Consider the following 19850-nt stretch of genomic DNA (forward strand, 5'->3'; position numbering starts at 1 on the left):
GGTACCTTTGCGTATCATTTTGGGTACCTTTGAGTATCAATCTGGGTACCTTTGCGTATCATTTTGGGTACCTTTGAGTATCAATCTGGGTACCTTTGCGTATCATTTTGGGTACCTTTAACCTCTGTATGCTAGTAATTTCAACATGTATAGCCTGTCTAAATACTTTAAATACTATTAAATACTATTTAAATACTAGTAAAGACTAGTAAAGAGTTTAATCTATTATTCTTTACTATCCTTTACTTTTATATTCAAAATAAAACAAAAATCCTATTAACTTGGTATAATATTATTTTTAAAAAAGTAAATTTACACTAAAAATTACTAGTTGGTAAAATTTACAAATAATGATATAATAACCTACGAAATAGAAAAGTACTTCTAATATTGTATATCAGAAGTACTTTTCAACACTAATAATTTATAGCAACACACTACACATAGACGGCAATCTATGTGCAAAGAGACGGCAATCTCTCTGCTAGTAACATGTTTGTTAACATTTTTTCATGTATAGTAAAAAGAGTTAAAAACTCTTTACTTATACAATGAATATTATACAAAACTATAGTCTATACGTCAATAATAGCAAACAATTTAAAACTTTGAAATATCAGTGTGTTGCTCCTATTTGGAGGGCATAATATGAAGGTCGAAAAGTTAAAAGAAAACATGGTAATCAAAAACTATAAAATGCTATGTGAGATTTTAGAAATTCCACACTTAAAAACAGGTAGTAATTCATATCAATCACAAATTTCAGAATTAAAAAGATACATAGAATATAATAAGCAAGGTCATAAATTTATAATTAATAAAATTTTAAAAGAACCAAAAGAAAAGCTAGATCGTAGAGTTAATAATAAAGGTGGTTACTATAACGTGTATAAAGATGATTTTAGAAGGTTAATGTTACATATGCTATATAACGATAAAAGTGAAAATAAACTAATCTCAAAAGGATCACTTTATGAAGCAATGAATTTAGTAAATCCTAATTATAAATTAGGAAAGCAAGATATAGAGAGACTATCTAAAGTGATAGAAATTCCAATTGATTATATTTCTGATTTTTACAATGAAAACAATAAAAAAATAAGAGAAAATACAGAAAGAAATCTTAGAGCAATGAGAAGTGAATCGTTAGTAATGTTTGACATAGTAACAGCAATAGCCTTAACAAATGTTACTATACCACAAAATCAACTTGGGACTGCAATGTTAGATGAACATGATAATATAATGTGTAATAAAAAATTAGAATATAGAAAAGCTACAAAAGAAGAAAAACAGGTTATACTTCAATGCGAATCTTTTGCTAAAAAAGAACTAGGATTTAAAACAGATAAAGAAGTTTTTACAAATGGAGCTTGGAATAAGTATAATCAATTAGTTAGTCAAAAACTAAAAGAAACATATACTAATATAAGATTTTACTATAATGCTTATGAAATTACTTGGAATAATGAAAAAATAGAAGAAGAGTACAATAGTTTAAATGAGTATGAAAGCTATGAAAAAGTAAGTGATAATATTAATAAGAATATTATAAATTCAATCAAAAAAGGTGCTGAAAAAAGATATAAGAAATCATTAAAAATAGACAAGTCTAATTTGAAAAATTATAAAGTTAAAAAGTTTGAAATTCAATCAGATTCTAAGTATACAAAACAACATAATAAAATAGCTAATTTATTAATAGACACTAAAGCTCATGATTTAGAATTAAAATTAAAAAATATTCATTCAGGACAAATAGAATTTGATATATAATAAAAAAAGAACCATAATCAAAAACGTATTATACTAATAGGATAAAGTACTAATATATGTTTTTGATTATGGTTCTTTTTTATTGAAACATATTTAAAAACTTGAAAAATATTAGTTATAAGGCTTACAGCGAACCACAAGGGGTCTCGTCTACCGCATTCAAAATTTAACGAAAAACCATGTTAAACTTTGAATTTTGGTCTATCTTATTAGTTTATTTTAAAAAACTATTTTGTACAGTAATAATAAAATGAGTTGATTTATAGAGTTAAGTAATAGAATGTAACAACCGAGGAATATAACACGATTTTTTGTTATATCCACAGGGCGTTAGCTAGTATAGAGTTTTAATTTTAAAAGAAAGATATAGAAAAGCTAGTACTTTCAAAGTATAGGAGGAACTAAAAAGCGAATAAAAAATAATAATATAGTGCTAAATATTTAAAATATTTAGCACTATATTTATTTTTTAAAACGAGTGTTTATTAAATTTAATATCATGTTTACTTCTTTTAGTTTTTCACTAATGTCTTTAGTTTGCTGAACTAACTGCTCTTTAGTTGATATAAGAGCATTAATCAAATCATCATTATTAATTAATGCATCTAAATCATCATTATGAGCAGTTAATTTGTTTAACTTGCTTATATCGATAGGAGTTCCACTAAATACTAATTCATCTATGGAACATTCAAAGTATAATGCTAATTTTATAATATTCTCAAACTCAGGTAATCTGTTTCCATTTTCATAATGAGATAATGTTGCACGAGACAATCCAATCTCATCAGCTAATTGTTGCATAGAAATTTTTTTGCTTTTTCTTAAATAAGTAAGATTTTTAGCAAAGTTAGCGGCAAAGTCATAATTCTTTTCGTTCATTTAAATTTTAGCTCCTTTAAAAAATTTATATTAATATTGCACACTTTATAGTCAAATAGATTTTTTTGTTAACAATTGTAACGATAAATTTTGTTAACAGTTGTTTACATAGGGTTATATTTGTGTTATAGTAGTACTTGTAATAAATTAAAGCATCAATTATAAAATTGCAGATTAATATGTAAAAAAGTAAAAAAATGTAATAATAATTATCCTCTAAATTTCATTATACTCGTTATTAGAGGAGTTATAAATAAAGTAATTTAAACATATACTAACTAAATTCAATAAAAAATGACAATTTAAAGCAACGAACAATAAAAAACGACATACTAATTATTGTTCAAAAAAACAATTTAGAGTTTAATGATTTGACTATGTAAAACATTGTATCATAAAATGACTAACATTAATGTAAATGATTGTTGACAAAAATTTACATTAATGTTAGTATTTGATTGAATCATGTGAATAACTTAATAATTTTAATTAAGATAAAAAATAATGAAAAAAATTTTTGGTGAATTCACTGAAAAGATCAGAGGAAGTTATAATGGAAAATTTAAAATCATTAAGAGAAAGTAAGGGTTATTCAAAAGTAGAGGTATCTAAATACTTAGGAGTAACACCCGAAGCCATTGGATATATGGAGAAAGTCAACAGAATAAATATAAAATATTTATATGAATTGAGTAATTTATATTCAATAACTAGAGACGAAATTGTAAACATCTGTGAAATTAAAATCTAAACAAATGTCACAAAAAACGAAAATTTGTGTAAGTGTATCTAATTAACAGTTCATAGAAATGTCACAAAAAACGAAAATTTGTATAAATATATCATCTTAAGGAATTGACTTCATTAAATATCAAATTAGAAGGAGTTGTTAAGATTGCAAAACAGTAAATTATCACGAAAAGAAAAATTACAAAAAATAGGTAAATATTATGAACAAGGTTATACTTCTAAAGAGATAGCGAATATATTACAAGTAACCGACTGCTCTATAAGGCAAACTATATGTAGAAATTTTAGTCACCTTAAAGAAATTCATAATAATAACAAAAAGCTTAATCATGAAAGTAGAATGTTAATTGAAAAAAGATGTAAAAAATTTATTAGTGATACTGCTTTATTAAAACAAAATAGACAAAGCTATAATTATGATAAAGATTATAATTTAGTTTTTAACGAAAAAAGAGGAGAGATACCAAATGGGTTACCAAGTAAATATATGAGAACCAATTAGTTTTATTAAAAATAAAATTAAGATGGTTCTTTTATTTTGCAAAAATTTATGTGGAGGGGAAGGAATTAATTGACTTTAAATATAAAAAAAGCTTTAGTAGGAATTAAAAATACATCTTCTAAATCAAGAGTTACAGCAGATATCGATTCAGATATTGCATCTAACTTGATTAGATATGCAAAAGAAAATGGATATTCAACTAGATCAAACTTAATAAAGTGCATACTTTATAGCTGGTTGGATAATTCAGACTTTCATAATTGGATAGAAGAGCATAATTAAAAAAGTCTACTATTATTCTTTAGTAGACTTTAAAAATTGTTCTATAAGAGTATCAAGAATTTTAGACATTGGTACTTTAGTTTTTTCAGAATATGCTTTTAGTTCATTATATAAGTTAGTATCAATTGCTGAACCAAGCGGAGTTCTGTTTTTTAAATCTTTTCTAGCCATATTATCACCTCAACTATATTATAAAAAATTTACAAACTGATTGCAACTGATATCAGTTTGTAGTACAATGTAATTAAGAAATGACAATATAATATAAATCAATATCAAAATAGGTTTGTTAAAATATGGTAAAATATATAGGGTTGCGTTAAAAACAATAGGAGGGGACAATTATGAAAAGAAAGATAATAGCAGGAAGTATAGCTTTAGCGGTGATATGTGGTGGAAGTGGAATAGCTTATAATAATCACATACAGGCTCAAGAAGCAAAACAAAAAGTAAATAAAGAAGTTACTAAAGTAAAAAAAGATGAAAAGGTCGATAAAAAAGATGCTAAATTATCAAAAGATGAAAGTAAAGATAACGAAGTAGCTAAAGGAGCAAGTGATTCAAGCAGCGAAAAGAAAGATAATACTTCATCAAATGATTTAAAAGATAATAAACAAACTACTGAGTCAAAGAAAAGTTCAAATGAGAGCAATGAAAACAAGGAATCAACAAGTAGTTCAAATAGCAAAAAGAAAGAGACTAGCTCAACAAGTAACTCAAATAGTAATAGAGAAACTACTAAATCAACAAGTAATTCAAGTAGTAGTAAGAAGCAATCAAATGATACGAGCAGTTCAAGCAGTAATAAGCCATCAAAGAACACAAGTAGTTCAAATAGCTCAAGTAGCAATAAACCATCAAATAATACAAGTAGCTCAAACAGTTCAAGCAGTAATAAGCCATCATCTAAAGATGATGCATATACAGATGCAACAGATTGGGATAAGATAGGAAATGAACTTGAAAACACAGAATGGACTCATACTGGTTCAGGAGAAATAGACCCAGGAGGAAATACTTGGGATCATTGGGAAGGAAATTAATATAAAGAAAAGAGTTATTCAAAAAACTGAATGGCTCTTTTTTTTATATTAAAAATTCATGGAGGGAAAATATGAAAATATATAAAAAAATATTTATTACTTTATTAGTAATATTATTAAATTTTAATACAGTAATGGCTCTTGAAGGAAATACTAGAGTAGAATACTTAGGTAAAGTAAAATATAGCTATTATACAGTTGGTAGATTTAAAGTTAATGGACAATGGGCTTTTTGTGTAGACCATGAAAAACCTACTCCACCAACAGGTGAATCATATGATAATGGAGCAAGATATGATGATGAATCCATAAAAGCTATTTTATATTATGGATTCAGTGGAGCTGGAAATATTATAGGGAATAGTGATGCTTCTTTAGTTGCTACATCATTAGCATTAGATTCAATTATGAATAATAATTATTCATCAGGTAGACATTCTGTTCCAGGATATTCCGTTTTAATGGAGCATGCACAGAAAAAAGATGCACCTAGTTCTTCTGCAACATTTAGTAAAAATAATGTAGATAGCAATGTATCAGGAAACAATCAAGTATCAGAAACTATAACATTTAATGCGGATTATAGGAACTCGATTAATTTGACTGTAAGACCACGTACTACAATAGTAGTTGATGGACATTCATATACAAGTGGAAATGTAAATATTAAAGGCGGGCAATCATTTTATTTTACGGCTCCTTTAGATTATACTGATGATGTTGTTTATGAAAATATTATGCCATCTTTAAGAGCTTACCAACCTATGATATATATGCCAACTAATAGCAGATTACAAAGGTTAAGCAAAGCTTTAGATGGTGACCCCCAACCAATACAAAGATTAAGTATTGATTTTAAAGCTAGAAAAAGGAATGTAAATGTTTTACATAAAGATAGATATGATGGAAGGCTTTTATTGGAAGAACATAATGAACAAGATATAGGCTCATGGTATAGTTATTCGCCTAAAAATCCGTTGAATAAAGATGGTAATACATTTATTCCTGAATCAACTAATAGTCAAACAGGAACTATGCCAAACAATGATTTAACATTAACTTTTTGGTATAACCTACATAGAAATATAACTGTTCAACATATAGATGCTAGGGATGGCTCTTTAATAAAGCAAGAAATTGAAAAGAAACTTAGAGGGCAAAATTATAGATATTCACCTAGAAATGATTTGAAAAAAGGGAATTTCACATATAGACCTATTTCAAATGAGGTACAATCAGGGACAGTCGGAAATAATGATATAACAGTTAAATTTTATTATGATGTACCTTTAATACAAACAGGATTAAAAAAGATTCAGATATACACTGATTTAGCAAACAATGGACTACCTGTAAAGGTAGAACTAGATAAGAGATTTATATATGATGAATCCGTAGCTGATATGACAAAAGAAAAAGTTAAATTAAGCTTATATGATGGGAATAATGCAGTAGCATCAAAAGAATATACGGCTAAAGGATTACCTGAAAAATTTGATATGACTATTCCTTCAACAAATTTAACTAAGGATTCAAAGAAAGCATACACTCTAAAAATAGAGGGTTATAATAAAAATGCAGTAGATATAATACCAAATGCTGATACTTTAACTACTGATGGTTATTCAGCAAGTCAGAAAACAGTTAAAGCGGATTCTTCAAAGGAAAAACAATTAACTTATAAAGCAGTTGTAATGACCGAAAGAGAAGTAGGTAAGTCCATGAATGTTTATTATGAAACATTAAATATTCCTTTGGATAAAATAAAAAGAATGAGAACAGGCTATGGATTTAAAATGCCTGTTGATTTAATTTACACAAATGAGATAGGAACGTCTGATCTAGACTTTTCATTAGATATGAAAGTTCCTGATAAGTTAGTAGATAAGAGCTATATTGATTATGAAAGCAAAGATAGTACATCTACAGTTAACTTAGAGAAAACTTATAATAATTCATCTACTAATAATAATTTAACTACATCAAAACAAAAATTTGAATTACAACATATAAATGTTGAAAAAAGAACAGGACATTTATTTAGTAATGACCAAGTTAAAAATAAAGATGAAAGAATTAAATATGAGTTAAGAAATGGGGATAGAAAATTCTATTTACCAATTTGGGGAAGAATAGGGGACTATAAGGTTAAAGTAGAAAGCCCTAGAGCTATGGGAGTTAATAGATTCAATGTAGAGTTAGGATATGATGTAAATGTATATGCACATATGTACGCTCATATGGATTCAGAAACTATTTCAGAAGATGCAATTATACTAGAACCTGTAAATGCAGACGACCCATTCCCTAATGGAATACCAAAAGGCTGGACAGGTGAAGATGTAAAAGCATTAAAGGAAATGTTAAGTGAAAAACTTAATAAAGGTGATTTAAACATGGATGATATTATTCATAAAAAATAATTCAATAAAAAGGACTTGAAATTAATTAATTTTAAGTTCTTTTTTATTGTAGTTTTATTAAGTTTAGAGAATAAGTGGAAGAGGTGAGAGGGTGAGAGGTTTTATTTTAACTATGGTTATGATATTCATAGCCTTCTACTTAACAGTAACACAAATGTTTATTTCTATGGAAAGCTTTAAAAGAGATTCTATAATTCATACAATGATTGAATCTGCAAAGATAGCAAGTGTTGTTAATTTAGATGATAGTGCTAGAGTTGAGGAAAACTATGTAGATATAACAGATGTATCTTTTGAAGAGGGATTTGAAAAGTTATTTCATAAAAATTTAAATATAAAAGTTGGTATAAAGGATATCTCATATAAATATTTGAGAGATCAAAACGGTAAGATTAAAGCTGTAAAGGTTAAGGTTACAGATAGTCATAATGCAGAATACCAAACAGTTTTAAAAGAAAATACAACAGATATAAAAGACTAAATTATTAAGAAAGGATATGTAGAAAGTATGGCAGTAGTAAGTGAGAATATTTTAGATGGTATAAAGAAAGATTTAAAAGAGAACTACCCTGAATTATATTTAGATGCTTTCTTAAATATAGAAGCAAGAGAGATATTAAAAGATGTGTTAAGAAAGAAACATCAGGCACTTTTAAGTGATAATGAAAGACTAGAATATGTAATACAAGAAGTTGTAGGACTTGGGGTAGTTGATGATATCTTAAAGAAAGATTCATTAGTCACAGATATTTCATATAATGCAACGGATTTAACCATAGAAAGTCCTGAAGATAAGTATACTTATGAAGAAGGTATTGAAGAAGATTATATTATTAAAATGATTCAAAAATTTGCAAATGCAGTCGGAAAAGAGTTTACTCCTAAAGAACCTATATTAGATGCGTCTTTTAGCAATTTGAGACTAAATGCAGTACATAAAGTAAATTCACCGTATGGAACAACAATGTCTATAAGAGCAACAAAACCACGATTAGCTTTGAATAGGGATAACTTTAAAAACTTTGCTCCAATGTATATATTAGATTTATTTAAGGCAATGGTTGAAGTTAAAAGTAATATTGTTATTACAGGTGAAGTTGGAACTGGTAAAACAGAGCTACAAAAACTGTTAGTTAGCTTTATTCCATTTGAACAAAAAATGGTAACAATAGAAGATACACTAGAAGGACATTATAAAACTTTATTCCCTGATAAAGATATAATGAGTTGGATAACTAGCAATAGTGTATCTTTTACTGATTTAATTAAAGCATCATTAAGAAATAATCCTAATTGGATTATTATATCTGAGGTTAGAGGTAAGGAAGCATACGAAATGATTCAATCTGTTTTATCAGGGCATAGTACAATATCAACAGCTCATACAGTAAATGCAAAAGCAACACCAACTCGTCTTGTAAATATGTCGAAACAAGGTTATCAATTTGATGAACAAGCACTTAGAGAGGATATTTATAGATACTTTAATTTTGGGGTTCATATAAAGAAGAAAAGAATTAAAGGAAAGATGGTTAGATATCTTTCAGAAATTGTTGAGTACTTAGAAGGTGAAAAAACAAGCACTGTATTTGAAATGAAAGTTGAAGGGGATAAGCTTATACCACAAATAGGAGTACTTAGTGATGATTTTAAAAATAGATTAATTGAAGTTGGTTCAGATTATGAAGGATTGCCAAAAGAGGATTTTTTAGAAACTATAGTGTAAGGAGGACAAAGTAGTGTTTTTAAAAAAGAAAAAAATATTAAGCATTGATGAATTAAATGCTTATAGACTAGCTTATGGAAAGCCGATTGAGAAAAAGGAATTATTCTTATCTCTTGGAGTTCCTTTTGTAGTAGCATTTTTCTATATATTTATTTTATTTTATTGTTGGTGGTTAGCTCTTATAGCTGGATTTGTAGCTATGGGATATGGATATGCTTTTATAGTTCCCCAGCAAGTAAAAAGGGTTTATGAAAATAATGCTTTTAGAGAAAAGAATAACTTTGTAAATAACATGACACAAATTTTAACTAATAATGATAAAACTGTTTTACAAGCATTAAAGACAGTTGCAGATAGGTCAAATGGAGAATTTAAAGAAGATTTATTGAAACTGCAAGCTAAGATAGTTGATGGGACAGACGACGATGTTCAAAATTCTTTCTTATGGTTAGCAGAAAAATATGAAAGTGATGTAATATTCTCTTTGTATGTAGAGCAGTTAACTACTCTTATAGTTGAAGGTAGAACTAATATAGAAACATTAAAAGATATAAAGACATATCATAATGAAATCAAAAAAAGACAAGAAACGTTCTTTAATCAAAAGCAACAGAAGGAACGAGATTTCAAATTTATGTGTAAAGTAGGAGTTCTTTTTATTATAACTATGACCGTTTCATTCGGATTTAAACAGTTTATTGAAGTATATGCACATAATCCTATAGGATGGGTGTCTAGTTTAATTTACTTGCTACTTTTAGCCCAAACTTATCATACATTCTTAAAGAGAATGGGTGATGATAGTATTATGGAGGTGAAAATATAAATATGGAGATAATAGAAGAGCATAAAGGTATATGGTATAAATTAGCAGAAAAAGATTTATACAAAATGTTCAAAGAGCTAAGATATACTGATGAAATGTTTATTAAATTTCAAAAAAATAGATTTAGAAAATGTGCCTTATTTTTACTAGCTGGTTTATTATTAGGACTTATAGATGTAAAGCTAATAGTAATAGGATTTGTTTTAGCTTTAATTCAATGGACTAGCCAATATAAGAAAGCAAAAAGTTACTATAATAATTCAATATTTCAAAAGCAATTAACTTTTTCTAAATTTACTAGAATGTTAATACCTTATTTATTACAATCTAATGCTACACTATACAATGTTTTTAATAAAATGCTAGTTAGACTAGAGGATGGATATGTAAAAAGTTGTTTGGAGAATCTTATAATTGAAATGAATAATAATCCAAATTCAGAAGAACCATTTAAAGAATTTGCATTAAATGCATCAGGGACAGATCAAGCAGTTTTATTTATGACAACTCTTTATGATTACCAACAAAATACGTTTGATAGCTCCGTTATTACTGAACTTGGTAAAATGGCTAGTGAACAATTATTCAATGGAGTTGATGATATTATAGATTTTAAGTTAAGGAAATTTAATATGTTCCCTACTAAAATAACAATGCTTAGTATAATAATTACCTTTGGGTATATGATTTCAACTTTCATTCATTTATTTAAAGATTTTTTATTAGGAAGTGCATAGTAATATTTAAAATAAATATGGCTTAAAAGAGGTGGTATTTTGTTAGAAGGAAGTATAATGGCGAGTGTAAAGTTATATATATTTGCTATTTTAATTACATTTATAGTTGCTATATCTATATTTTGCTTTGAAGTACAACAAGTAAATAGCTTTAGAGGATATGTTGATACTCAAATTGAAAGAAACGGTGGATTAACTGCTAACGCTATAACAAATATAAATACATATAACCAAAAAAACTATAAAGGTAAATTTACTATAAACAGTGACCAAATGAATCAAAAATTTGCATATGGTTCTATCGTTAATTATCAAATAGTAGGTAAATATAAAATGTTATTTTTAGATTTTGATACTCAAAGTTATCCAATTAATGGGTCATCAATTTCACTTATAAGATAAATTGAAACAAATAAAAGACATAACTAATATGTCTTATTTTTATGCAGAAAATTAAGGCTTAAATAAGTTCTTAAATATAAATAAAAAAGGAGAGATGTAAAATGTTAGACCAAAATACAGATAGGGGTTCTTGGGCTATGATAACTCTAGTGTTTGCTGGAATTGCATTAACATTAGTTAAACTAGGGGGAAATGACATAGGGAATTTAGTTTTAAAAAGTATAAAGGATTTATTTGTAGGTTAAGTTTAAATAAATTTTAAAAATTAAGAACTAAATAGTTCTTAAATATAAATAAAAAAGGAGAGATAAAGAATATGTTAGACCAAAATACAGACAGAGGTTCTTGGGCTATGATAACTCTAGTGTTTGCTGGAATTGCATTAGCATTAGTTAAAACAGGTGGAAATGATATAGGAAATTTAGTTTTAAATAGTATCAAAGCACTATTTGTATAGGGCAATTAAATATAAATAAAAAAGGAGAGATATAAAATGTTAGACCAAAATACAGATAGGGGTTCTTGGGCTATGATAACTCTAGTGTTCGCTGGAATTGCATTAGCATTAGTTAAAACAGGTGGAAATGATATAGGAAATTTAGTTTTAAAGAGCATAAAAGCATTGTTTGTAGGTTAATTAAAGCTAATTTTTAAGATGGAAAAGAGATTAAAAAATAATCTCTTTTTTATCTTTTTGAAATTACTGACATAAGAAAGGAATTAATAAAATGGCAAAACCAAATAAAAATGAATTAAAAAGAGCAAAAGATTTAGCTGAAAAGCTATTAGAAGCAAAAGGGATAGACCCTGATGAATGGGTGTATGAACAATACCTTAAAGTGCAAAGTGAAAATGCAGATGTTATTGAAAATGCTATTAATTTTTACTTATCACATCAAAATCAGGAAACTCAACCATTTATAGCTAATCAATTAGCAAATGAAGAAAATTAATTAAAAGAAAAGGTGGTATTTTTTTATGACACAAATTGTAAACATTATTACTTATTGTATTAAAGCAGTTCAGGTAATTGCGATAGCATGGGCTGGATTTAAGCTATGCGTATATGGGACAGCGTACATGAGAAAGAACGCTCAAAAGGTTGAAGAAGCAAAAGATGGTATGAAGAATGTTGTTGGTGGTTTAGTTGTTGTTTTAGGATGCCAAGCAATAGTACAGTTCCTAAAAAATGGAATGAACTTCTAATCCAATAAGGAGTAAAGTGAATGATCTATGTTAAATTTAAATTAGATAGAAAGTTAAAAAAACTTATATCCCCCAACAAAAAATACTCATTACAAGAAGCATCAAAATTATTATCTGACTTAGAAACTCATGCCAAAGAAAATAATTACATAGGAGAAATAGAGTATTCTATTTTAGAAAATAATAATTTATTATTTAGGGATAGTTATACGGCTCAAGAGGGAAAGCCGACTAATATTATTTTGCTTGTTAGAGAAACTTTAAATACTGTTTTTAAAGACCATCCTCAATCTCAAAAAGATTCATTACTTGAAAAACTCGCTAAATCAATAACTGATAATGCATCAGGATATGATTTAGAAAAACAACATCAATTAGATTTAAAACTTGAACAGGAAGAGCAAGAAAAAAAGAAACAACTAGAGTTGAAACTTAAACAGGAAGAAGAAGATAAAAAGAAGAAACTAGAGTTGAAACTTAAACAAGAAGAAGAAGATAAAAAGAAGAAACTAGAGTTGAAACTTAAACAAGAAGAAGAAGATAAAAAGAAGAAACTAGAGTTGAAACTTAAACAGGAAGAAGAAGATAAAAAGAAGAAACTAGAGTTGAAACTTAAGCAAGAAGAGGAAAGAAAGAAAGAAGAAGAGCCACTGCCTAATCAGGTAGTGGTTAAAAATGAAGTACAAGAAGAGCCAGCACCTAGTCAGGTAGTGGTTAAAAAAGAGCCAGCACCTAGTCAGGTAGTGGTTGAAAAGAAAGTACAAGAAGAGCCACTGCCTAATCAGGTAGTGGTTAAAAAGGAAGTACAAGAAGAGCTAGCACCTAGTCAGGTAGTGGTTGAAAAGGAAGTACAAGAAGAGCCAGCACCTAGTCAGGTAGTGGCTGAAAAGGAAGTACAAGAAGAGCCAGCACCTAGTCAGGTAGTGGTTAAAAAGGAAGTACAAGAAGAGCCAGCACCTAGTCAGGTAGTGGTTAAAAAAGAAGTACAAGAAGATATAGAAATAAAAAAGAAAATTAACAAAGTGAACATAGAAAAAAAACAAGCTGAATTAAAGGTGTTAAAGGAGCAAAGGAAAGTAGAGAAAGCTAAAAAAGAGCTGATAAATGATATTAAGAATGACTTAAAAACAGAAGTTAAAAAAGACAAGTTATTGAAAAAATATATTAAATCAAATAAAAGCATGAAAAAATCAATGTACAGACAATGTAATAGTGGATTTAGTATTAGTAAAGCTTGCTTTATAGTTTGTTTTCTTTTAATAAGTTATTCCCTTTGTAATTCCTACATAATAAATAACAGTCAGGCACCTGTTTGGGTCATTGAAATTAATAGTAAATTTGAAGCAATTAAATCTATAATATTTAACTAGATAAACAGACTACTAATTTATTAGTAGTCTGAATTCATAAAATAGATAAAAGGTATTATTGTATAGAGGTGATAATTTGAATATAGAGTTCAATCAATGGAGAAAAAAAATTATAAATAAACATGTATTTTTAAGTATATATTTTATTATAGTTATAGCTACAACGTTAGTACTTAACTTTGTGTTAAATGCAGTTAACAGTATACCAATTCTAATAAATACTCTTAAAAACTTTACAGTAGAAAATCAGGTAAATCCTCTTTCAGTAATTTCTTGGAAGTGGATTTTTATTTTTCAATTAAAATTTTGGTTTATTTATATATTAGCATTTGCAATTATTACTGTTTCTGTATTTTTAAAGCTATATAAAGTTAATTCAGCATTTAAAGATATAAATAAAGGTACTAAGGGTACTGCTAGATGGACATCAATAGAAGAAATTAAGGAAACTTATAAAGCAATTCCAGACAATGACGAAGAGTATGAGGGAGAATCAGGAATACCAATCACTCACTATGAAAATAAACTTTATGTAGATACGAACAATACTAATGCAATAGTAGTAGCATCTACTCAATCAGGAAAAACGGAAATGTACTCATATCCTTTAATGGATGTAACAATGAGAGCAAAGGTAAAAGATTCAATAATAATTACTGATATAAAAGGCGACATGCTTAAAAATACTAAGGATGAGTTTATTAAACATGGTTACAAGGTACATGTTTTAAACTTAATTAATCCATATCTAAGTATAGGATATAACCCACTTGAACTTATAAAACAAAAATATATTGAGGGAGATACTGATAAAGCTCAAACGCTTTGTAATACATTTTCTTATTCAATTTTCCATAATCCAAATGCGAAAGACCCTATATGGGAAAATAGTGCTATAGCTTTAGTAAATGCTTTAATATTAGCCGTTTGTGATATAAATATTAAGGCTAATACACCTGAGAAAATAACTTTATATACTGTAACAGTTATGTTATCTGAATTAGGTAGTAATCCTGATGAAAATGGATATACAAAATTAGACCATTACTTTGGGACATTACCTCCTAATCATCCTGCTAAGTTACAATATTCAACTATTCAATTTTCTCAAGGGGTTACGAGAAGTGGTATATTTACAACAACAATGGCGCAGTTAAAAAATTATGCTTATTCTAGTATAGCAAGAATGACAGCAGTTAACACATTTAATATAGAAGATTTAGCATATGGAGAAAAGCCTATTGCTTTGTTTATAGTATATCCTGATTGGGACGATTCAAATTACAGTGTTATCTCAACATTTTTATCCCAAGTATCAGCGGTACTTTCTGAAAAAGCTACACTTTCTAGGGAATCTAAATTACCAAGAAGAGTAAGACATCTATTTGAAGAGGTAGCTAATATTCCTCCTATTGAGGGATTAGACAGAGCATTAGCAGTTGGATTAAGTAGAGGGCTTGTATATAGCTTAGTTGTACAAAATACGTCACAACTTGGATGCAAGTATGGTAAAGAAATGGCACTAAACATGACAGGAAACTGCGGAAATCAAATTTATATTTTATCAGATGAAATGGAAGATGCTGAGAAGTTTAGTTCTAAATTAGGAGTAACTACAGTTGTTACAGAAGATCGTTCAGGTCATGAACTTAGTTTAGAAAAAAGTATAGCTGAAAAAGAAGAGCAAGTACCTTTAATGAAGCCTGATGATCTTAGAAAGATAAGACCAGGTGAATGGGTTGTAGTAAGAACAAAAAAAAGAATGGATTTAAATAAAAATAGGGTTACACCAAATCCAATATTTTCATCGATTGAAAATGGTACACATATGTTACATAGACATGAGTATTTAATGCACCGTTTTGACCATGAAATGACATTTGAAGAGTTAGGTATTGAAGCAGACCATAAATATATAGACTTAGATAAATTAATTATTAATTTTGGTAACGAAGATAAGTATAAAGAGGAAGAAATTTATAATAGTAAAAATAGTGAAAAAGAGGACTTCAATATTAATGAAAATGAAAATATTGAGGTTGAATATAAAACTTTAATTACTGATTTAATTTCAACCGATAAATACGATTATATAAAAATGGTAGCAGAAAAATACTTATCGGATGAAGATTATCAAAACTTTATACAAATAAAATATATAGGAGAATTACAGGAGTTTTTTAATGCTCCTGATAAGATAGATATTTATAACAAAATAGAAAAACACCTTAGTTAAATAAAAGGGGGAGGAAACAACTTTGTCTGATGCACAAGTTATTGAAATACTAAAATCATTTGATGTACTTAACCGATCCTCAATATGGGCGGATGCTTTTAGATTTATTATGTGGCACATAAACTTAGGATTATCAAAAGTGGTAGATTTACTTTCAAATAGTTTAAGTGAAATTTATAGCGTGATGAACTTCTTTAATAGTAAGTATGTAAATGATTTTATAGATAAATATATAGTAGTGATTTTTGCTTTTGCATCCATTGCATTAGCAATATTAGGATGGAAAATTATAATTAAGAAAGAAAATGATTATAACAAAATTATTACAAATGCTTTAATTGCAATTACTATATTTGTTGTATTACCTTGGGGTATGCAACAAGGAGAGAGTTTAGTTAAAGCGGGAGTTAATTTGTTAGATGGGAATGTAAGCAAATCAACTAAAATTTTCAGTTCAAATATAACTGATTTATATTTAATTGATAAAAACGGATGGAAAAATCAGAATCCCCAACCTAAGAATTATATAAAAGATGATTCAAGTTTATCATTTTTAAGCATAACAGAAATAATGGATACAGGGGGACTTTTTACATCTACAAAACTATCAGATGATGGTACTAAAATTTTAAAACATAAAATTAGTGATGCATCAGGTGAGTATAAATTAGAAGAATTAAAATCCCATCTTGTTTATGAAGATGAAGGATATTATCGTTACTCATGGCATCCATTTTTTATTTTGATAGAATTAGGAACTATGGCTCTAGTTCTATTTTTTACATGCTTTAAAACGGCACAATTAATACAAGAACTAGGAATACTTAAAATTATTGTGCAAGGTACGGCTTTAACTGATATTGAAACAGGACAAAGGAATAAAAAACTTATAGAAAAGGTAAAAAATACTTTTATTATTTTATATATAATAATGCTTTTATTAAATATATATCTTCTATTCGTAGATTTTGTAACGGCATCTAAAATTTCAAAAGCAACTCAATTAGTTATGATTTTAGCATCAGGAATACTTGTGATAGATGGTCCAAACTTCATAGAAGAGATGTTTGGTATAGATGCTGGACTAAAAAGTATTAGTAGGTCAATAATAGCTACGGCTCAAGGGGCTAAAGGTATTAAGGATTTTGCTAGTGCTATTGGAAAGGGTGCATCAGCAGTAGGAAAAGCATCAGTAGGAGCATCAAAAGTTTTAGGAAAAACAGCTATAAATACATCAGCTGGAATTAAAGGTGCTCTTGATGGGTTTAAAGAAAGTGGAAATAGTTCTAAGGAAGGAAATTCAAGTGCTTCACCATTAGGAGGTATGTCAAATGGGAATGCATCACAAGATGATAAAGCAAATAGTCCATTATCAGATATTTCTAAGAGTAATGTATCACAAGGAGATACAGAAACTACAGGAGATGCACCATTAGGAGGTATGTCAAATGGTAGCACATCAAATGATATTGGAGCTACAGGAGATACACCATTAGGTAGTATGTCAAATAGTAGTACATCAAATGATATGGAAACTACAGGAGATACACCATTAGGAGGTATGTCAAATAGTAGTACATCAAATGATATGGAAACTACAGGAGATACACCATTAGGAGGTATGTCAAATGGTAGTACATCAAATGATATTGGAACTACAGGAGATACACCATTAGGTAGTATGTCAAATGGTAGTACATCAAATGATATTGGAACTACAGGAGATACACCATTAGGGGGTATGTCAAATGGTAGTACATCAAATGATATTGGAACTACAGGAAATACACCATTAGGTAGTATGTCAAATGGTAGTACATCAAATGATATTGGAACTACAGGAAATACACCATTAGGTAGTATGTCAAATGGTAGTACATCAAATGATATTGGAGCTACAGGAAATACACCATTAGGTAGTGCATCAGGAGCTAATAGATCTAAAGGTAGTACAGGAACAAATACACCATTAGGAAGTGCATCAGGTTCTAGTGTATCTAAAGGTAGTGTAGGAGTAACTACTCCAATAGGAAATGCATCAGGTTCTAGTGTATCTAAGGGTAGTGTAGGAGTAACTACTCCAATAGGAAATGCATCAGGTTCTAGTGTATCTAAGGGTAGTGTAGGAGTAACTGCTCCAATAGGAAATACATCAGGTTCTAGTGTATCTAAAGGTAGTGTAGGAGTAACTACTCCAATAGGAAATGTATCAGGCTCTAGTATATCTAAAGGTAGTGTAGAAGTAACTACTCCAATAGGAAATGTATCAGGCTCTAGTATATCTAAAGGTAGTGTAGGAGCAACTGCTCCAATAGGAAATACATCAGGCTCTAGTATATCTAAAGGTAGTGTAGGAGCAACTGCTCCAATAGGAAATACATCAGGCTCTAGTATATCTAAAGGTAGTGTAGGAGTAACTACTCCAATAGGAAATGTATCAGGTTCTAGTGTATCTAAAGGTAGTGTAGGAGCAACTGCTCCAATAGGAAATGTATCAGGTTCTAGTGTATCTAAAGGTAGTGTAGGAGCAACTGCTCCAATACCAAGTTCACTAAGACCTAATACATCTAAAATATATAAACCAAGTACAGTTAAATTACCAAAAGATGTAGAAATTAAACAGATAGAAAAACCTACAAGTAAGACTATTACTGATATTGCTGTTTCAAAATATGCAAATATGGCTGAAAAAATATATAATTCACCTACATTAAAAGGTGCAAGAAATACATATCAAGTATCTAAAAACTCTGCAATGGCTTTAAAAAATAATAAGGAGAAGGATGATAATGAGAAGAGAGATTAGAGTACCTGAAGAAATACAAGCAACTGCCAAATGGTCTAAATTAACTGTTTTAGACGGTATAATTATAACCTGTAGTTTTGGTATAGGGTTTTTAAGTAAAGGGATTGTATTCCCTTTACTACAAATTCCTTATGTAGCTTTTTTCCCTATTGCACTTTATATATTATTATTACCAAGCATGGATGTTCCTGGTAGGAAAAACTATCAAGTTGCTTTAACCGTATTAAAAAAAGATAGAAATGTATATAAATCAATAGATATAAACAGTTTTATTAATGAAATAGAGGGGGAAGAAGATGCAATTTGATGCTATTAAAGTAAAAAATTCAAGTAGTAAAGATAAATCAAGAAAAAATAGAAAAATTGAAAAAGAAATTAATAAAATAAATAAAGTTTATCCAATAGTAGGGGTAACGGATGAAGGATATATAAAAACAAAAATAGGATTATATGAAGCCGTATTTGAAATATTTGACGTAAGGAAATATGACCTTTTTTTATTGGATAATTCGGAGATCGACTTTGTTACTGAAAATAATTGGAGGATGCAAAAATTATATCCATATCCATTAAAAGAAGTATATATGAACTTTCAAGAAGAAAATAAAGAGCAACAAAAATATTTTAAATATAAGATTGATAAAACAGAATCTATAAGTCAATTAGAAGTGCTAAATAATGAACTTGAAAAACTTAAATTTATTGAAAAAACATATGAAATGAGAGATACATATTTATTTGTGTTTGGAGATAATGAATCAGACTTAAATAAAAAAATTGATATTTTATATAGGTTTGATAATTTTTTAGAACTAAAAAAAACATCTGTAGATAAAAAGAAAAAGATAATAGATAAACTAAACAATAGAGATTAGGGGGTAAT

The 19850-nt window shown here is 28.2% G+C and carries 23 protein-coding genes; 21 read left to right on the forward strand and 2 right to left on the reverse strand.

Annotated elements, in window-relative coordinates:
• Window positions 1–648 precede the first annotated feature (648 nt).
• Window positions 649–1776, forward strand: coding sequence for a hypothetical protein (locus ACRDDE_RS10265; protein ID WP_438627137.1), 1128 nt, complete (start codon window positions 649–651; stop codon window positions 1774–1776).
• 462 nt (window positions 1777–2238) lie between these two features.
• Here ACRDDE_RS10265 and ACRDDE_RS10270 read toward each other — a convergent pair whose 3' ends face one another.
• Complete coding sequence (locus ACRDDE_RS10270) at window positions 2239–2658, reverse strand: helix-turn-helix domain-containing protein (protein ID WP_438627138.1); 420 nt, start codon at window positions 2656–2658, stop codon at window positions 2239–2241.
• A 553-nt stretch (window positions 2659–3211) separates the two neighbouring features.
• On the opposite strand from ACRDDE_RS10270, the gene ACRDDE_RS10275 reads away from it, so the two are divergent.
• From ACRDDE_RS10275 to ACRDDE_RS10285, 3 genes are all read left to right on the forward strand, one after another.
• Complete coding sequence (locus tag ACRDDE_RS10275) at window positions 3212–3409, forward strand: helix-turn-helix domain-containing protein (protein WP_438627139.1); 198 nt, start codon at window positions 3212–3214, stop codon at window positions 3407–3409.
• Between the two features lie 144 nt (window positions 3410–3553).
• Window positions 3554–3910 (forward strand): helix-turn-helix transcriptional regulator, encoded by a 357-nt coding sequence (locus ACRDDE_RS10280; RefSeq protein ID WP_438627140.1) that lies wholly within the window; start codon window positions 3554–3556, stop codon window positions 3908–3910.
• A 69-nt stretch (window positions 3911–3979) separates the two neighbouring features.
• Window positions 3980–4192 (forward strand): hypothetical protein, encoded by a 213-nt coding sequence (locus ACRDDE_RS10285; protein ID WP_438627141.1) that lies wholly within the window; start codon window positions 3980–3982, stop codon window positions 4190–4192.
• A gap of 12 nt (window positions 4193–4204) precedes the next feature.
• Here the strand turns inward: ACRDDE_RS10285 and ACRDDE_RS10290 are convergent, their stop codons facing one another.
• On the reverse strand, window positions 4205–4363 hold the full coding sequence (locus ACRDDE_RS10290; RefSeq protein WP_438627142.1) for a ribbon-helix-helix domain-containing protein: 159 nt from the start codon (window positions 4361–4363) through the stop codon (window positions 4205–4207).
• Between the two features lie 173 nt (window positions 4364–4536).
• Between ACRDDE_RS10290 and ACRDDE_RS10295 the strand changes: the two genes are divergently transcribed.
• From ACRDDE_RS10295 to ACRDDE_RS10375, 17 genes are all read left to right on the forward strand, one after another.
• A complete protein-coding gene (locus ACRDDE_RS10295; RefSeq protein ID WP_438627143.1) occupies window positions 4537–5235 on the forward strand; it encodes a hypothetical protein in 699 nt (232 codons plus the stop codon).
• Window positions 5236–5306: 71 nt separating this feature from the next.
• A complete protein-coding gene (locus ACRDDE_RS10300) occupies window positions 5307–7658 on the forward strand; it encodes a thioester domain-containing protein (RefSeq protein ID WP_438627144.1) in 2352 nt (783 codons plus the stop codon).
• A 91-nt stretch (window positions 7659–7749) separates the two neighbouring features.
• Window positions 7750–8139, forward strand: coding sequence for a hypothetical protein (locus tag ACRDDE_RS10305; protein ID WP_021430683.1), 390 nt, complete (start codon window positions 7750–7752; stop codon window positions 8137–8139).
• 27 nt (window positions 8140–8166) lie between these two features.
• Complete coding sequence (locus ACRDDE_RS10310; RefSeq protein WP_438627145.1) at window positions 8167–9384, forward strand: ATPase, T2SS/T4P/T4SS family; 1218 nt, start codon at window positions 8167–8169, stop codon at window positions 9382–9384.
• Between the two features lie 13 nt (window positions 9385–9397).
• On the forward strand, window positions 9398–10210 hold the full coding sequence (locus ACRDDE_RS10315) for a hypothetical protein (RefSeq protein ID WP_438627146.1): 813 nt from the start codon (window positions 9398–9400) through the stop codon (window positions 10208–10210).
• A 2-nt stretch (window positions 10211–10212) separates the two neighbouring features.
• Window positions 10213–10947 (forward strand): hypothetical protein, encoded by a 735-nt coding sequence (locus ACRDDE_RS10320; protein WP_367658658.1) that lies wholly within the window; start codon window positions 10213–10215, stop codon window positions 10945–10947.
• 39 nt (window positions 10948–10986) lie between these two features.
• Window positions 10987–11349 carry a hypothetical protein gene (locus ACRDDE_RS10325; protein WP_021430687.1) on the forward strand — a complete coding sequence of 121 codons (363 nt, stop codon included), beginning with the start codon at window positions 10987–10989 and terminating at the stop codon, window positions 11347–11349.
• A gap of 101 nt (window positions 11350–11450) precedes the next feature.
• Complete coding sequence (locus ACRDDE_RS10330) at window positions 11451–11594, forward strand: hypothetical protein (protein ID WP_021430688.1); 144 nt, start codon at window positions 11451–11453, stop codon at window positions 11592–11594.
• A gap of 71 nt (window positions 11595–11665) precedes the next feature.
• Entirely contained in the window at window positions 11666–11806 is a 141-nt protein-coding gene (locus ACRDDE_RS10335; RefSeq protein WP_191973625.1) for a hypothetical protein, read from the forward strand.
• A gap of 36 nt (window positions 11807–11842) precedes the next feature.
• Window positions 11843–11986 carry a hypothetical protein gene (locus tag ACRDDE_RS10340; RefSeq protein ID WP_021430690.1) on the forward strand — a complete coding sequence of 48 codons (144 nt, stop codon included), beginning with the start codon at window positions 11843–11845 and terminating at the stop codon, window positions 11984–11986.
• A gap of 91 nt (window positions 11987–12077) precedes the next feature.
• Window positions 12078–12302: a hypothetical protein gene (locus ACRDDE_RS10345; protein WP_021430691.1), complete on the forward strand. Its 225-nt coding sequence runs from the start codon at window positions 12078–12080 to the stop codon at window positions 12300–12302.
• 25 nt (window positions 12303–12327) lie between these two features.
• Window positions 12328–12555, forward strand: coding sequence for a hypothetical protein (locus tag ACRDDE_RS10350; protein WP_021430692.1), 228 nt, complete (start codon window positions 12328–12330; stop codon window positions 12553–12555).
• A gap of 20 nt (window positions 12556–12575) precedes the next feature.
• Window positions 12576–13925: a hypothetical protein gene (locus ACRDDE_RS10355; protein WP_438627147.1), complete on the forward strand. Its 1350-nt coding sequence runs from the start codon at window positions 12576–12578 to the stop codon at window positions 13923–13925.
• 76 nt (window positions 13926–14001) lie between these two features.
• Complete coding sequence (locus ACRDDE_RS10360; protein ID WP_438627148.1) at window positions 14002–16161, forward strand: VirD4-like conjugal transfer protein, CD1115 family; 2160 nt, start codon at window positions 14002–14004, stop codon at window positions 16159–16161.
• Between the two features lie 22 nt (window positions 16162–16183).
• Window positions 16184–18967: a pLS20_p028 family conjugation system transmembrane protein gene (locus ACRDDE_RS10365; protein WP_438627149.1), complete on the forward strand. Its 2784-nt coding sequence runs from the start codon at window positions 16184–16186 to the stop codon at window positions 18965–18967.
• Window positions 18951–19274: a DUF5592 family protein gene (locus tag ACRDDE_RS10370; RefSeq protein ID WP_021430696.1), complete on the forward strand. Its 324-nt coding sequence runs from the start codon at window positions 18951–18953 to the stop codon at window positions 19272–19274. The genes ACRDDE_RS10365 and ACRDDE_RS10370 overlap by 17 nt, the downstream gene beginning before the upstream one ends.
• Window positions 19264–19842: a hypothetical protein gene (locus tag ACRDDE_RS10375; protein ID WP_438627150.1), complete on the forward strand. Its 579-nt coding sequence runs from the start codon at window positions 19264–19266 to the stop codon at window positions 19840–19842. Before ACRDDE_RS10370 ends, ACRDDE_RS10375 begins: the two co-directional genes overlap by 11 nt.
• Window positions 19843–19850 lie beyond the last annotated feature (8 nt).

Origin of the sequence: Paraclostridium sp. (genome assembly GCF_051656405.1) — a bacterium.
GTDB lineage: Bacteria > Bacillota > Clostridia > Peptostreptococcales > Peptostreptococcaceae > Paraclostridium.